We start from the raw sequence: 14,040 nt of genomic DNA on the forward strand, positions 1-14,040 counted from the left end.
CTCGCTTCGGCTGCGCCTCCGCTTGCCGTGTCTCCTGAACGTCGACACGGCCCTCTCCCCGCCCGCGGGGAGAGGGGAAACCCGCGCTTTTCTTCCTCCGGGTAGTCCTGTCGTCCGGGAGAGGGGTATGTGCTCGCCTCTACTCGAATAGATCAAGCGGAAACCGCACATCTCTCCCGACCATCCCCCTCACACCCCCAGCCGCCCGACGATGTGATCCGCCACCCGCAGCGAATTGGCGATGATCGTCAGCGTCGGGTTCACCGCACCGATCGACGGGAAGAAGCTCGCATCGGTCACGTAGAGGTTGTCGAGCTCGTGGGCCTTGCAATCGAGGTCGAGGACCGAGCTCGCCGGGTCGGGGCCGAAGCGGAGCGTGCCGGCCTGGTGGGCGGTGCCGCCGATCGGCACGTCCTTGCCGAGATAGAGCGAGCGGTCGAACAGGTGCGGGTGGATGTCGAGCCTGGAGCAGAGGTCGCGCAGCTTGGCCTTCAGCCGGTGCAGGGCCTCGCCGTTGGTCTCCGTCAGGTCGAGCCGCACCTTGCCGCCGTCGTAGAAGATCCGGTTCTGCGGGATCGGCAGGTCCTCGGTGGTGAGCCAGAAATCGAGGGAGTGCTGGGCGATCCAGTCGAACGGCTTTTCCGGGAACCATTGCAGGAAGCCCGGCAGGCCCTCGCCGCGGATCTGCACCCCGTCCGACTTGCCGACCATCTGGATGTGGCCGAGGGGAAACTCCCAGTCGTCGGCGCCGAAATAGAAGTCGTTGAGGCCGAGCGTCTTCTGGAACCGGGTCGGGTTCGGGGTGCGGGAGATGGCGAGCACGGTGGAGTTGTTGTGCCGCATGTAGTTGCGGCCGACTTGCCCCGAGCGGTTCGCCAGCCCCTGCGGGTGGGCGTCGCTGGCGGAGCGCAGCAGGAGCAGTGCCGAGGAGAGCGCGCCGCAGGCCACCACCACGATGTCGCCGGTGAACACCTCGGTCGCCTCGCCGCGCTTCACCTCGACGCCGGTGACCGTCCGCCCCGCCGGATCGGTCAGGAGCCGATCGACGTAAGAATTGGTCATCAGCGTGAGGTTCGGATGCGCCGCCAGAGCCGGGTCGATGCAGGTCACCTGCGAATCGGCCTTGCCGTTGGTGATGCAGGGATAGCCGTCGAAGGCGTCGCAGCGGATGCAGGCCGAATGCGGCAGCGGCTTGCCGTCGCGCTCGTCGAGCCGCACGCCGACCGGGAGGTGGAACGGGTGGTGCCCCTCGCGCTTGAGCCCGTCGAACAGCTCCTGGATCCGCGGTTCGTGGGTGATCGGTGGGTAGGCGTAAGGTTTCGCTGACGGCGGCTCGGTCGGGTCCTCGCCGCGCAGGCCGTGGACGTAGTAGAGTTCCTCCGCCGCCTGGTAATACGGCTCGAACACGTCGTACTTCACCGGCCATTCCGGCGAGATCCCGTCCGGATGGCGAACTTGATCAAAATCCTTCTCGCGCAGGCGGAGCAGGACCGAGCCGTAGACCTTGCTGTTGCCGCCGACGAAGTAGTGCAAACCGGGATGGAAGCTGGAGCCGTCGGCGCCGTACCAGGTCTCGGGGGCCTGGTAGCGGGCATCGACGAAGACCGCCTGGCTGTCCCAGTTCTCCCGCTCCCGCGGCAGGTAATCGCCGCGCTCGAGCAGCAGGATGCGCTTGCCGGTCTGGGCCAGCCGCCACGCCATGGTGCCGCCGCCGGGCCCCGAGCCGACGATGACGACGTCGTAGTGCCGGTTCTCGCTCATCGGCGGGGTTCCCTCCTCTGCGAAAAAGCCGCGGGATGACGCAAGGGTCCTTGCCCGTGCGAGGCGGATATGGCGGGGCTGGCGCGAAGGTCGAGCCGCCCCACTTAGCTTTTCGCACACGCGAAACCGGGCAGTGAGGTCACAGGCGGATGGCAACCTTCAGCATCGCGGTCGCGTTCGGGGTCAGGCTCCTCCTGGTGATGCTGTTCCTGCCGTTCAGCGCGCTGGACAAGATCCTGAACTTTCGCGGGGCGGTGGGGCAGGCAAAACAGGCGGTTCACGCCACCGCGCCGGCGACGGCCTTGATCCTCATGGGCCTGTTCGTCGAGATCGTCATGTCGCTCGGGGTCCTCACCGGCATCGCCGACCGCTTCGCCGCGTTCGTCCTCGCCGGCTATTGCGGCGTCACCGCGCTCCTGTGGAAGCAGTTCTGGAAGCCGGGCGATTTCTGGTCCGGCGGCAAGGGCCGCGAGCTTTTCTGGGATTTCTGGAAGAACCTCGCGCTCGCCGGCGGGTTTCTGCTCGTCACGTTCGGCACCGGGGCGAGCACCGTGGAGAGTTTCGTCTCACACCCCTTCGCCTCGTCGAACCCCTACAGAATCAGCGAGACCGCCCGATGAGCGACGAGAAGCCCAGCATCCCCTACTGGCACCTGTGGGCCGACGAGGACGGGATCAGCCACCAGACCCGGTGCGCCTTCACCGAGTTCGAGGAGAAATCGATGTCGCCGCCGGCCCCGCCGCAATGGCAGGGCCAGAAGACCCATGACGGCGCCACCGTGTTCGTCACCGTGCAGCCGGTCGGCTGGACCGGCGACTGGCACCCGAACCCGAAGCCGCAATGGATCATCCCGCTCTCGGGCCGGTGGTTCGTCGAATCGATGGACGGGACGCGGGTCGAGATGGGGCCGGGCGAGATCTCGTTCGGCGAGGACCAGAACGTCCGCGAGGTCGACGGCAAGAAGGGCCACCGCTCCGGCACGATCGGGGACGAGCCGGCGGTGCTGATGATCGTGCAAGTCGACAAGCCCCCGACCACCGGCGCGGCCTGCCGGTTCCGGTGACGCCATGGACGGGTTCGAGATCCACGACGAGCGCTTCAAGCACTACATCCTCGGCAATGCGCCGCTCGAAGAGCTCGGCTCCGGCTTCCGCTGGATCGAGGGGCCGGTCTGGATGGGCGACGCCGATTGCCTGCTGTTCCAGGACCTGCCGCGCAACCGCACCATGCGGTGGATCGAGGGCGCCGGCTTCTCGGTCTACCGGGCGCCGTCGAACTACGCCAACGGCCAGACCCGCGACCGGGAGGGCCGGCTGATCGCCTGCTCGCATCGCGGCCGCTGCCTGTATCGCACCGAATATGACGGCACGGTCACGACGCTGGTCGAACGCCATGCCGGCAAGCGGCTGAACTCGCCCAACGACGTGGTGGTGAAGTCCGACGGGACGATCTGGTTCAGCGATCCGGTCTACGGCATCGCGAACGACTACGAGGGCGGGCGCCAGCACTCCGAGCAGCCCCCGGCCCTCTACCGCTTCGATCCGCGCACGAACGAGATCGCGGTGATGGCGGGTGATTTCGACGGACCGAACGGCCTCGCCTTCTCGCCCGACGAGCGCCGGCTCTACGTCGCCGAGACCGGCGACCAGTCGAAGCCGAACCCGCGCCAGTACATCCGCGTCTTCGACGTCGCGCCCGATGGCGCTCTGTCGGGCGGCGACGTCTTCCACAAGATCGAGCCCGGCTATTGCGACGGGATGCGGGTCGACGAGGACGGCAACGTCTGGTCGAGCGCAGGCGACGGGGTCCACTGCATCAGCCCGGAGGGCAAGCTGATGGGCAAGATCCTGGTGCCGCACGTGGTCTCGAACATCACCTTCGGCGGTCCTGCCAAGAACCGCCTGTTCATCGGCGGCTCGCACACGCTCTACGGCATCTTCCTCGATCGGCGCGGGGTGCAGACGCCGTGAGCGCGCTCCGCCTCGCCCGCATCACCCTGAACGCCGCCGATCCGGCGCGTCTGGCGGAGTTCTACCGCGCGGCCCTGGGCTTCACCGCGGGCGAGGCGCCGCCGGCCGCGGAAGTCTCCGCCGTGCCCGGTCTCGCCGACGCGCAGACCGTGCCCTTGCGCCTCGGCGACCAGCATCTCGACCTCGTGGCGGTGCCCCCGTCCGGCCGGCCCTATCCGGGCGACGTGCCGGGCTTCAGCCCATTGTTCCAGCACTGCGCCATCATCGTCTCCGACATGGCGGCGGCCCATGCCCGCCTGTCGGCGCATCCGGGCTGGCGGCCGATCTCGACCGACGGGCCGGTGCGGCTCCCCGCCGCCTCGGGCGGCGTGACGGCGTTCAAGTTCCGTGATCCGGAGGGCCATCCCCTCGAATTGCTGGCCTTCCCGCCGGAGGCCGTGCCCGAGGCCTGGCGCGGGCGCGAGACCGGTGACGTCTGCCTCGGCCTCGACCATTCGGCGATCTCGGTCGTCGACACCGCCCGCAGCATCGCGTTCTACGAATCCCTCGGGCTGTGCGTGGCGTCACGCTCGCTCAATACCGGACCGGAACAGGCCCGCCTCGACGCGGTCGCCGATCCGGTGGTCGAGGTGACGGGCCTCGGCTTCCCGGACGGGCGGCCGCCCCATGTCGAATTGCTGTGCTACCGCGGCGACGTTTCGCGATCGGCCCCGGACCTTGCGGTCAACGATGTCGCGGCGACGCGGCTGGTGATCGCGATGACGGATGCCGATGGCGTGGTTGAGGCCTGCGCCGCCCATGCAGGACGCCTTGTGTCACGAGGCCCGATCCCGCGGCCCGGCGGCGGCGTCGACGCGCTGCTGCGCGACCCGGACGGGCATTGCGTGTGGCTGACGGCGGGGTGACGGGGAGCGGCCGAGCGTTCCGGGGTCGCGCGATCCACAGCCGACAAGAGCTCGTTTGGTGTGGCCGCCTGACATGAAACCCTCGATGTCATCCCGGGGCCGCGAAAGCGGAGCCCGGGATCCATAACCGCTGACGATGCAGGATGAAGCGGAACGCTGTCAGCCTTTCCAGGAGGCGTCAGCGGTTATGGATCCCGGGTTCTCGACTTCGTCGAGCCCCGGGATGACGCGGAGGGTGTCAGTACTATCGACGAAGTCGAATAGATCCCGGAATCTACGGATCATGCCGTCAACCCGAACATGCTCTCACGGCTCCTCCCCCCGCCTTTCCCCCCGCGGCGCCTCCGCGCCGATCGACTGGCGCCATTCGGCGAGGAAACGGGCGCGCTTGGCCCGGTCCTGCACCGCCAGCAGCACCGGCCCGACGGTGATCGGTCGGAAGGCGCCGGCGGCGGACAGGCTCGGCGGGCCGTCGACGCCCTCGGGCAGCGGGCCGGTGCGGTCGAAGAAGAAGGCCTGCTCGCGCGAGACCCGCTGGCCGCGCTCGGACAGGAGGTAATCGACGAAGGCGAAGGCGTCGCCCACCGCCCGGGCGGTGACCGGAACCAGGACGGCGCGGCTGAGGACGATGGTGTAGTCCCGCGGCACCACCACGCCGAGGCGGGCGCCGCGCCGGATCGCGCCGTAGACGTAGGAGCCGAGCAGGTTGTAGCCGATCACGATGCGCCCGGCCGCGAGATCGGCGATCAGGTCGGCGGTGCAGCAGCGCACCTGGAGGTTCGCCCGCCCGAACGCCTCGACGAGGCGGCCATAGGTGGCCGCGGCCCGGGCATCGTAGACCGCGAACAGGTAGCCGATGCCCGACAGGGTGATGTCGTAGGAGCCGATCCGCCCGGCATAGGTCTCGGGCTTGCGCCGCAGCAGGTCGACGAGGGCGACGCGGCTGCGCGGCAGGTCCTCCGGCGGCACCAGGTCCGGCCGGTAGGCGATCACCGCCGGCTCGGTGGTGAAGCCGAACACCTCGTCGCGCCAGTTGGCCCAGTCCGGCTGGCGGCCGGTCTCGATCGAGCGGTGCGAGCGGGCGCAGCCGTCATTGGCGAGCTTGATCAGGTGGTCGACCGAGGAGGAGATGACCACGTCGGCGGCGTAGTCGGATGGACCCCGCCCGGCGGCGCAGGCCGCCGCCACCCTGCTGAACAGGTCGGCGGTGATGTATTCGTGGTAGACCACCGTCACGTCGGGATAGAGCAACTGGTAGTCGCGGATCAGCGGCGCCATCGCGTCGGTATCGGCGGCGGAGCGGATGGCCAGCGTGGTGCGCTCGTGCTCGCTCGCCGGGAAGCGGACCACCTCCTCGGCGGCGGCCGGACTCGCGAGGGCGAGGGCGAGGGCGAGGAGCAGGGCGAGGCGGCGGATCATGCCCGCCCCTCCCCGTCCGGCAGGGACAGGATCACGCAGAACCCCTTCTCGGAGTGGGTCTCGAAGCGCATCTCGCCGCCATGGGCCGCCGCGACCTCGGCGGCGATCGACAGGCCGAGGCCGGAGCCGACCGTGCCGCCGGTGGCGGCCTGGAACGGCTGGCGCACCCGCGCCCAGTCGCTCGCCGGGATCCCCGGCCCGTCATCTTCCACCGCCAGCACCACCCGGCCGCGCTCGCGCCCGACCCGCACCGTGAGCCGGCTTCGCGCGCCGTGCTTGAGGGCGTTGTGGATCAGGTTCGCCAGGGCCTCGCGGAGCGCGATGGCATCGGCGGGGATCGTCACGGCCTCCTCCGGACCCTCGTAGCCGAAATCGACCGGCCGGCTGCCGGCCTGCTGCACCGCGTCGATCAGGGTGCGGCGGGCGAGCCCCGCCACGTCGACCGGATCGAAGGCGGCCGTGCGGGCGCGGTGGATCACCATGGCGTGGTTGAGGAGCTGGTTGGTGAGGTGCCCGAGTTCGGCGGTGCGCCGGCGGATGCGGGCGAGCTGGTCGCGCCGGCGCCCCTCGTCGGTCTCGCTCGACAGGAGGTCGAGCTGGGCGGCGAGCGCGGTCAGCGGCGTGCGGATCTGGTGGGCGGCATCCGCGATGAAGCGCTTCATCACGCCGACATGGCCCGACAGCCGCCCCATGAAGTGGTCGATCGAGGCGACGAGCAGGTGGATCTCCTGCGGCGCGGCCAGCCCGAGCGGCTGGAGGTCGTTGGGCCCGCGGGCCGCCAGCACGCCCTCGATGGCGCCGAGCGGCCGCAGGGCGGCGCGCACCGCCACCGCGACGGCCCCGAGCGCCAGCGCGCTCATCGCCAGCACCATCAGGCTCGCCTTGACGGTGAGCGCGCGGGTGAGCTGGCCGCGCGCCTCGCGGGTCTGGGCCACCACCACGGCGGCGAAGCCCGCATGCGTCGCGTCCGGCACGTAGCGCCCCGCCACCACCGCCCGCACCGCCTGGCCGCGATGCTCCCCGTCGAGGAGGATCGGCCCGGCGCCGAGATGCTGGCGATCGACCGGGATGCCGAGATCGGCGTCGCCCGTGAGCAGCCGGTCGGCGGGATCGACCACCTTGTAGAAGATCCGGTCGCGGGGGCTGAGCGCCAGCGTCTCGAAGGCCGAGAACGGCGGATCGACCGAGATCGTGCGCCCGTCGCTGGCGATGGATTCCGCGATCTGGAGCGCCGCGCCGACGAGGAGCCGGTCATAGGCCTCGTCCGCCGCCAGCCGCGCCGAGGCCCAGGCGGCGGCGAGCAGCAGGCCTGCGCCGACCGCCAGCACCAGAGCCAGCACCGCGACGAGGCGGGAGAACAGCGAGGAGGTGCGGGGGATCACGGTCGAGGATCCGGTATCATCTGTTTCATCCCGACCGCGACCTCATCCTGAGGTGTGAGCGAAGCGAGCCTCGAAGGAGGGCTCCAGAAGCCTCTGCGATCCCTGGAGCCCTCCTTCGAGGTCAGTCGATCTCCGATCGACTGACACCTCAGGATGAGGTCGCCGATAGGAGTAAGGCGACACCGGCGGCTTCGTCATCGTCGCCATCACTCCTGGCACACGACCTGATACCCCAGCCCCCGGAGCGTGCGGATCTCGGCCTGGGCCCCGGCGGCGGTGAGCTTGCGGCGCAGGCGCGCCACGATCTGCTCGACGGCGTTCTCGCTCGATTCCTCCTCGAAGGCGAAGACCCGCTCCAGCAACTCGCCCTTGGCGAAGATGCGCCCGGGCCGCGCCGCCAGGATCTCGATCAGGGTCCATTCCCGGCGCGTCAGGTCCAGGGCCTCGCCCGCCACGCTGGCGCTGCGCGCCTCCCGGTCGAGGCGCAGGTTGCCGAGGGTCAGCGCGTTGTCGGCATGCCCGCTGTTGCGGCGCAGGAGCGCCCGCACCCGGGCTTCCAGCTCGCGGAAATCGAACGGCTTCACCAGGTAGTCGTCGGCCCCGAGATCGAGGGCGCCGACCCGGTCGTCGACCTCAGAGCGGGCGGTGAGCACCAGGACCGGCACCGGCCCGCGGCGCGCCCGCAGGCGCTTGAGGATCGAAAAGCCGTCGAGCCCCGGCAGGTTCACGTCGAGGATGACGAGGTCGTAGGCCTGGACGGCGAGGAGGGCGTCGCCCGCCGTCCCGTCGGTCTCCCAGTCGACCGCGTGGCCGAGCGCCCGCAGGCGCGCGGCGATGGCCTCGCCCACGTCCCGCGTGTCCTCGACGAGCAGGATGCGCACGAAAATTCCTCTCCGAGAGCCACCCGGCATTATCTGTCAGGTTGGCGACAGGTTCGAAGGTTACTCAATCCTCAACGCCGGGCCAAGCACCTTCAAGGACAAGAGCTTCGGTCCGTAGACGACGATACGGGGAGGACACGCCATGAACGCACGCCCGACCATCATTCCCGAGCCGCTGCTCCAGGTTCAGGGTGTCACGCTCCAGTACAAGACCACCGATCATCTGGTCACCGCGACCTACCGGGTCGATTTCGAGGTGATGCCGGGCGATCGCTACATCCTGCTCGGGCCGTCGGGCTGCGGCAAGTCCACCCTGCTCAAGGCGATCGGCGGCTACATGACCCCGGTCGAGGGCGAGATCAAGCTCAAGGGACGCAAGGTCACCGAGCCCGGCCCCGACCGGATGATGGTGTTCCAGGAATTCGACCAGCTCCTGCCCTGGAAGACCGTCCGGCAGAACGTCGCCTTCGCGCTGACCGCCAGCGGCCGCGCCACCGGCGCCGAGGCCGACGACCGGGCGATGTCCTACATCGAGAAGGTGGGCCTGGCGAAGTTCGCCGATTCCTTCCCCCACATGCTGTCGGGCGGCATGAAGCAGCGCGTGGCGATCGCCCGCGGCATGGCGATGGAGCCCGACATCCTGCTGATGGACGAGCCCTTCGCGGCCCTCGATGCGCTGACCCGCCGCAAGATGCAGGACGAGCTCCTGCGCCTGTGGGAGGACACCCGCTTCACGGTCCTGTTCGTCACCCACTCGATCGAGGAGGCGATCAAGGTCGGCACCCGGATCCTGCTGCTCTCGCCCCATCCGGGCCAGGTCAAGGCGGAGCTCAACAGCCTGCCGGCCTCCGAGCTCGGCACCGCGGCGCAGGGCGCCCTCGAGACCCGCATCAACGACATGCTGTTCGCCTGACAACAAGACAATCCGGGAGACACGCCGTGACCGCCACCCTCGCCCCCCTCTCGACGCCTCTGGCCGCGCGGCCCGAGATCGTCCGCGAAACCTCCGCCGCCGGTGCGATCAGCGTCGAGCAGCGACTGTCCTTCGCCGAACTGGCCTACCGCCAGAGCTGGCTGCGCAAGGCCGTCGTGCTCGCAGCACTCGCGGTGATCTGGGAAGTCTATGGCCGCTGGCTCGACAACCCGCTGCTGTTCCCGACCTTCTCGGCCACCGTCGAGGCCTTCGTGACCTCGGTCCTGAGCGGCGAGATCCCGGCCAAGGCGCTCATCTCGCTCCAGACCCTGGCCATCGGCTACGGCATCGGCATCGTGCTGGCGGCGTTGCTCACCACGCTCGCCATCGGCTCGCGGATCGGCACCGACCTGCTCGAGACGCTGACCGCGATGTTCAATCCCCTGCCGGCGATCGCGCTCCTGCCGCTGGCGCTGATCTGGTTCGGCCTCGGCCAGGGCAGCGTGGTCTTCGTCCTCGTCCACTCGGTGCTGTGGGCCATCGCGCTCAACACCCATGCGGGCTTCCGCTCGGTCTCGAACACCCTCAAGATGGTCGGGCTGAACTACGGCCTGCGCAACCTGAGCCTGGTCCGGGCGATCCTGATCCCGGCGGCCTTCCCCTCGATCCTCACCGGCCTCAAGGTCGGCTGGGCCTTCGCCTGGCGCACCTTGATCGCCGCGGAACTGGTCTTCGGCGTCTCCTCGGGTTCGGGCGGGCTCGGCTGGTACATCTTCGAGAACCGCAACGCGCTCGAGACCACCAACGTCTTCGCCGGCCTGTTCACCGTCATCATGATCGGCCTCTTCGTCGAGAACGTGATCTTCGCCAACATCGAGAAGAAGACGATCCGCCGCTGGGGCATGCAGCACTAAAAGAAACGAACGGTCCCGGAGCGGCGACGCTCCGGGGCGCAATCAACGACATCCAGGGAGGAACCCCCATGTTCGCAGCTAAGCTCCTCGGCCTCGCGGCCGGCGCGGCCCTCGCTCTCTCGCTCAACCTCGGCGCCGCCCGCGCGGAGGTGTCCGAGGTCCGCATCTCGAAGGGCTACGGCGCCCTCTACCTGCCGCTCTTCGTGATGCAGGAGAAGAAGTTCCTGGAGGCCCAGGCCGCCAAGGCGGGCCTCGGCGACATCAAGGTGAGCTGGCTCACGCTCGACGGCGGCAACGTCATCAACGACGCGATGATCGCCGGCTCCCTCGACATCGCCGGCACCGGCGCCCCGGGCTTCCTCGCCCTGTGGTCGAAGGGCCGCGCCAGCCCCAAGACCGAGGTGATCGGCGTCTCGGGCCTCGCCTCGACCGCCCTCGACCTCAACGTGATCAAGCCCGAGATCAAGTCGCTCGCCGACTTCACCCCGAAGGACAAGATCGCGATTCCCGGCATCAAGACCTCGCTCGCCGCGGTGGTGCTGCAGATGGCGGTGGCCAAGCAGTTCGGGCCGGAGAACTACACCAAGCTCGATTCGAGCACCGTCGGCCTGCCGCACCCCGAGGCGGTCGCCGCGCTCCTGTCCGGCAAGACCGAGATCGTCGCCCACTTCGCCTCGCCGCCCTTCACCCAGGTCGAGCGCGCCGACCCGAAGGTGCGCACGATCCTCAAGGCCTCGCAGATCTTCGGCGACATCACCCTCAACGTGGTGTTCGCGCTCAAGCGCTTCACCGAGACGAACCCGAAGATGACCCAGGCGTTCCTGGCCGCCCTCGACGAATCGAACGAGTTCATCAAGACCAACAAGGCCGAGACCGCCGAGATCTTCGCCCGCGTCTCCAAGGTGAAGGTGTCGCCCCAGGAGGTCGTCCAGATCATCGAGGACCCGGACAGCCGGTTCTCGGCGACGCCGCACGGCATCATGGAGTTCGTGACCTTCATGAACCGGGCCGGCATCATGAAGACCAAGCCGGCGACCTGGCAGGACCTGTTCATCCCGGCGTTGCGCGACCGCGCCGGCAGCTGACCGGATCGAGGACCCTCGGCCCGAGACCGGCCCCGCCGCACCCCTGTGCGGCGGGGCCTTTTACCATTGGTTAAGCATGTCGGCCGTTGATGCCGGCCATGCCGACTCATCGTCTGACAGCCCACCTGTCCCCGGACCCGCTCGGCGACGCCCGGGACCTGCACGCCAGCATCGCGGCCCTGCGCCATCTCCTGGCGGCGCAGAGCCGCCAGTTCGAGGCCATCGAGCGCCGGCTCGCCCCGCCCCGCAGCCCGGCCGAGACCGGGGCCCTGCGCCTGCGCGCCCTGAAGGCCGAGGGCCTCTGATCCGGATTCCGGACGATCACGTCCGGGATTCGGATCACGAGCCGGCGCGGCGGTCGGGCGAAGCCGATTTTTTGCATCGCGGCGCGATCGATCGGGAACCGTATGACGCCTCGGGCACCCCATCCGGGGTCTTCAACCCCACGATGCAGGGCCTGCGGGTCATGCACGTGGGTGACCAAGCCGTAACCGTGATCGCGATCCGCATGGACCACCCCTCGCCGCACCGCGTTATTCGGTTGACCGCGAGAGGAGGACCAGCCGTGGACACCTGCACCGGAACGCCCGTCAGCCTGACCCTGGGCGGTCGCAGGATCGAGGGTGTCCTGCGGGCCATCGGTGACTCCGTCGACATGCCCGAGGCGCCGGGCAGCCCGGCGCGCCGCCTGCGCAACCTGATCCTCGATTTCGGGCCGGCCTGCGCCCCGGTCGAGGTCTGGCTGGACGAACAGGAACAGGAGGCGCCAGGCCCCCTGCCCGCCCCTAACCCGTCATCAAGGTCCTGAGCTCGTCCAGGATGTCGTCGCCGCGGCAGGGTCGGGCGACGAAGCGGGCCTGGGGCGGCATCCGGTCGGGATCGGGCTTGCTGCGCCCGGACACGACCACGATCGGCAGGCCTGGCCGCATCTGCGCCGCCGCGCGGGCGAGCTCGAACCCGTCGGTCTTGCCGGACAATTCGACATCGGTGATCAGCGCGACGATGTCCTCGCGCCCGGTGAGCAGCGAGAGCGCCCGCTCGGCGGAGGCCGATTGCAGCGCCTCGAACCCGGCCGCATCCAGCACGTCGCTGAGATCCATGATCGTCAGCGCCTCGTCCTCCACCACCAGCACCACGGGGCGCGGAGCACCGGGATGATCGTGTGTGATCCCGTCCCCGGCGTCGGTGTCGGCCTTCACGGTGTCGTTGCTCACGTCGCCTGTCCTTGCCGGTCGGGCCCGTCCGGGACCTCCGCCCGGAAAGCGGCGCGGTCGGACAGGCCGTCGTCGTGTCTGCGGGCGGCCGCTTCCGGCCGGCCGGCGCCCACGCACCGGCCGTTGATCGAAACGGCCGATCCCCTCCCCCGGTTGCAGCCGTCGCATCGTCGCATCGAGGAGATTTCGCCGCTTCGGCGATCTGCCGCTTGCGCCAGGGCCCGCGCCCCGCTAGAGCACGGCACCGACCCGCACGGACGCCCCGGCGCCCCGCAGGTCTGGCCCGGAGAGGTGGCCGAGTGGTTGAAGGCGCACGCCTGGAACGCGTGTATACGGGCAACCGTATCGAGGGTTCGAATCCCTCTCTCTCCGCCAGATTTCTTGCAGCTTGAAACACCCCTTCGATCGGGTGGATGAGGCGGTCACGCTCTGGCCGTTGGACCACGCTTCATTGCTGTACGTGTCCCCCATGCGGGACGGCATTCTGTCCTGGCGGTTGTTGATCGGCCCATCGCTGAAGGACAGCGCATCGCGGCATGGCACGTGCAGCCATCGTGCCTTCACCTGCTCCGCTCGGACGGCTGACGCCCGACACGTCTCGTTCCGGCTCAAACCTCGTCAGCCCAAGCGATCCACGCTGACGGCCATCTCGGATCGAGAGGGCCGGGTGGGGACGGGATCGCTCACCGCGCAAGGAGCAACGGTAACCGGCTGCGATCCGGTGTCTGCACGGTGCGTCCCGAACATATCCGATACGTCCCGCACAAGGAATCAGGGGTAGCCCCGGTTGTGGGTTTGTCGCTCAATCGCCATCGCCCGGGCATGCGGCATGCCTCTCAAGTGTTGAAACAATTCCGATTTATGCCACGCTGCCGTTTTACGCTGAGCGTCTTCTCGACGCGGGGAAATGGCTGGAGCTGCCCGACAGGGACGCTGCGGTCGAGAAGGCCCGCCAGATCGCGCAGGCGCGCCTCAGCGTCGCCGACCAGAGAGTGCCGTGGGTGGAAGGCGTGGTGGTCGTCGAATGCAGCGACGGCAGCCAACCTATTATCTTACCCATCCTCGAGAGGCTCGGAGGTAAGGCGAAAGCGACGCGACACTGAGCAACGACGGCGGATTGGTGGAGCGGAGGTGAGAGTTCGTCAACCCGTGCCGGGTTAGGCGGCGCAGATGAAAAGCTCCTGTCTTCATCATGTCCTCGCGGCGGCACTCCTGATCGGCACGGCGAGCGCGCAGCCCGCACCGATCTTCGCGATCCCGATCACCGGGCAACTCGCGAACGGCCATGCGGCGGCAGGACAGGCCACCGGCTACGACAACGGCGTCGGCGAGTTCTGGGTGGCTTTCCCGGGATCGATCCGCTGCACCGGCTCCTGGTCGGTGCGCGATCCCAACCCGACGATCGTGATCCCGGTGGCCTGCGGCAGCCGGCTAAAGGGCGAAGCCATCGTGACGCGGCAGGCGGGCCTCATGACCGGCTCGGCCATCGTGGCACTCAGCAACGGGCAGCGCGGGCAGTTCGTCTTCGGCGACCTCACCTACGAGCAGGCGTTCGGCCAGGGGCGGGTCAGGACGCGATGAAAGAAGGCCCCGGCG

The 14,040-nt window shown here is 69.1% G+C and carries 15 protein-coding genes and 1 tRNA gene; 11 read left to right on the forward strand and 5 right to left on the reverse strand.

Translation table 11 applies throughout. The annotated features are described in order from the left end of the window. Positions 1 to 189: 189 nt before the first annotated feature. Positions 190 to 1,761 carry a GMC oxidoreductase gene (locus F1D61_RS14375; protein WP_203158592.1) on the reverse strand — a complete coding sequence of 524 codons (1,572 nt, stop codon included), beginning with the start codon at positions 1,759 to 1,761 and terminating at the stop codon, positions 190 to 192. A 149-nt stretch (positions 1,762 to 1,910) separates the two neighbouring features. Between F1D61_RS14375 and F1D61_RS14380 the strand changes: the two genes are divergently transcribed. From F1D61_RS14380 to F1D61_RS14395, 4 genes are read left to right on the forward strand one after another with little or no spacing between them, the layout of a single operon-like run. Then, positions 1,911 to 2,381, forward strand: coding sequence for a DoxX family protein (locus F1D61_RS14380; protein ID WP_203158593.1), 471 nt, complete (start codon positions 1,911 to 1,913; stop codon positions 2,379 to 2,381). Further along, the gene (locus tag F1D61_RS14385; RefSeq protein ID WP_203158594.1) at positions 2,378 to 2,824 is read left to right on the forward strand and encodes a cupin domain-containing protein; all 447 of its coding nucleotides are present in this window, start codon (positions 2,378 to 2,380) and stop codon (positions 2,822 to 2,824) included. The genes F1D61_RS14380 and F1D61_RS14385 overlap by 4 nt, the downstream gene beginning before the upstream one ends. Positions 2,825 to 2,828: 4 nt before the next feature. Continuing rightward, positions 2,829 to 3,731 carry an SMP-30/gluconolactonase/LRE family protein gene (locus F1D61_RS14390; protein ID WP_203158595.1) on the forward strand — a complete coding sequence of 301 codons (903 nt, stop codon included), beginning with the start codon at positions 2,829 to 2,831 and terminating at the stop codon, positions 3,729 to 3,731. Continuing rightward, positions 3,728 to 4,636, forward strand: coding sequence for a VOC family protein (locus F1D61_RS14395; RefSeq protein ID WP_203158596.1), 909 nt, complete (start codon positions 3,728 to 3,730; stop codon positions 4,634 to 4,636). Before F1D61_RS14390 ends, F1D61_RS14395 begins: the two co-directional genes overlap by 4 nt. A gap of 306 nt (positions 4,637 to 4,942) precedes the next feature. Here F1D61_RS14395 and F1D61_RS14400 read toward each other — a convergent pair whose 3' ends face one another. The 3 genes from F1D61_RS14400 to F1D61_RS14410 all read right to left on the reverse strand — a co-directional run bounded on the left by F1D61_RS14400 (position 4,943) and on the right by F1D61_RS14410 (position 8,318). Next, on the reverse strand, positions 4,943 to 6,055 hold the full coding sequence (locus tag F1D61_RS14400) for an ABC transporter substrate-binding protein (protein WP_203158597.1): 1,113 nt from the start codon (positions 6,053 to 6,055) through the stop codon (positions 4,943 to 4,945). Beyond that, positions 6,052 to 7,437, reverse strand: coding sequence for a sensor histidine kinase (locus F1D61_RS14405; protein ID WP_203158598.1), 1,386 nt, complete (start codon positions 7,435 to 7,437; stop codon positions 6,052 to 6,054). The genes F1D61_RS14400 and F1D61_RS14405 overlap by 4 nt, the downstream gene beginning before the upstream one ends. A 206-nt stretch (positions 7,438 to 7,643) precedes the next feature. Then, positions 7,644 to 8,318 (reverse strand): response regulator transcription factor, encoded by a 675-nt coding sequence (locus F1D61_RS14410; RefSeq protein WP_203158599.1) that lies wholly within the window; start codon positions 8,316 to 8,318, stop codon positions 7,644 to 7,646. A gap of 142 nt (positions 8,319 to 8,460) precedes the next feature. On the opposite strand from F1D61_RS14410, the gene F1D61_RS14415 reads away from it, so the two are divergent. The 5 genes from F1D61_RS14415 to F1D61_RS14435 all read left to right on the forward strand — a co-directional run bounded on the left by F1D61_RS14415 (position 8,461) and on the right by F1D61_RS14435 (position 12,038). Next, entirely contained in the window at positions 8,461 to 9,231 is a 771-nt protein-coding gene (locus F1D61_RS14415; RefSeq protein WP_109960103.1) for an ABC transporter ATP-binding protein, read from the forward strand. Between the two features lie 26 nt (positions 9,232 to 9,257). Continuing rightward, entirely contained in the window at positions 9,258 to 10,145 is an 888-nt protein-coding gene (locus F1D61_RS14420) for an ABC transporter permease (protein ID WP_203158600.1), read from the forward strand. Between the two features lie 68 nt (positions 10,146 to 10,213). Next, complete coding sequence (locus F1D61_RS14425) at positions 10,214 to 11,230, forward strand: ABC transporter substrate-binding protein (protein WP_203158601.1); 1,017 nt, start codon at positions 10,214 to 10,216, stop codon at positions 11,228 to 11,230. 98 nt (positions 11,231 to 11,328) lie between these two features. Further along, the gene (locus tag F1D61_RS14430; RefSeq protein WP_203158602.1) at positions 11,329 to 11,535 is read left to right on the forward strand and encodes a hypothetical protein; all 207 of its coding nucleotides are present in this window, start codon (positions 11,329 to 11,331) and stop codon (positions 11,533 to 11,535) included. Between the two features lie 260 nt (positions 11,536 to 11,795). Next, the gene (locus F1D61_RS14435) at positions 11,796 to 12,038 is read left to right on the forward strand and encodes a hypothetical protein (RefSeq protein WP_203158603.1); all 243 of its coding nucleotides are present in this window, start codon (positions 11,796 to 11,798) and stop codon (positions 12,036 to 12,038) included. Here the strand turns inward: F1D61_RS14435 and F1D61_RS14440 are convergent. Then, the gene (locus F1D61_RS14440; RefSeq protein WP_246775966.1) at positions 12,016 to 12,399 is read right to left on the reverse strand and encodes a response regulator; all 384 of its coding nucleotides are present in this window, start codon (positions 12,397 to 12,399) and stop codon (positions 12,016 to 12,018) included. The genes F1D61_RS14435 and F1D61_RS14440 overlap by 23 nt on opposite strands. A 330-nt stretch (positions 12,400 to 12,729) precedes the next feature. Between F1D61_RS14440 and F1D61_RS14445 the strand changes: the two genes are divergently transcribed. Beyond that, positions 12,730 to 12,819: transfer RNA gene (locus F1D61_RS14445), tRNA-Ser, on the forward strand. Positions 12,820 to 13,614: 795 nt separating this feature from the next. Next, positions 13,615 to 14,025: a hypothetical protein gene (locus F1D61_RS14450; protein ID WP_203158604.1), complete on the forward strand. Its 411-nt coding sequence runs from the start codon at positions 13,615 to 13,617 to the stop codon at positions 14,023 to 14,025. Positions 14,026 to 14,040: the final 15 nt, after the last annotated feature.

This window comes from Methylobacterium aquaticum (assembly GCF_016804325.1).
In the GTDB taxonomy this organism is placed as follows: Bacteria; Pseudomonadota; Alphaproteobacteria; order Rhizobiales; family Beijerinckiaceae; genus Methylobacterium; species Methylobacterium aquaticum_C.

Coding starts and splice junctions, on each gene's coding strand:
- F1D61_RS14375 (WP_203158592.1), bottom strand. CDS start 1,761: ATGAGCGAGAACCGGCACTACGACGTCGTCATCGTCGGCTCGGGGCCC.
- F1D61_RS14380 (WP_203158593.1), top strand. CDS start 1,911: ATGGCAACCTTCAGCATCGCGGTCGCGTTCGGGGTCAGGCTCCTCCTG.
- F1D61_RS14385 (WP_203158594.1), top strand. CDS start 2,378: ATGAGCGACGAGAAGCCCAGCATCCCCTACTGGCACCTGTGGGCCGAC.
- F1D61_RS14390 (WP_203158595.1), top strand. CDS start 2,829: ATGGACGGGTTCGAGATCCACGACGAGCGCTTCAAGCACTACATCCTC.
- F1D61_RS14400 (WP_203158597.1), bottom strand. CDS start 6,055: ATGATCCGCCGCCTCGCCCTGCTCCTCGCCCTCGCCCTCGCCCTCGCG.
- F1D61_RS14415 (WP_109960103.1), top strand. CDS start 8,461: ATGAACGCACGCCCGACCATCATTCCCGAGCCGCTGCTCCAGGTTCAG.
- F1D61_RS14425 (WP_203158601.1), top strand. CDS start 10,214: ATGTTCGCAGCTAAGCTCCTCGGCCTCGCGGCCGGCGCGGCCCTCGCT.
- F1D61_RS14430 (WP_203158602.1), top strand. CDS start 11,329: ATGCCGACTCATCGTCTGACAGCCCACCTGTCCCCGGACCCGCTCGGC.
- F1D61_RS14450 (WP_203158604.1), top strand. CDS start 13,615: ATGAAAAGCTCCTGTCTTCATCATGTCCTCGCGGCGGCACTCCTGATC.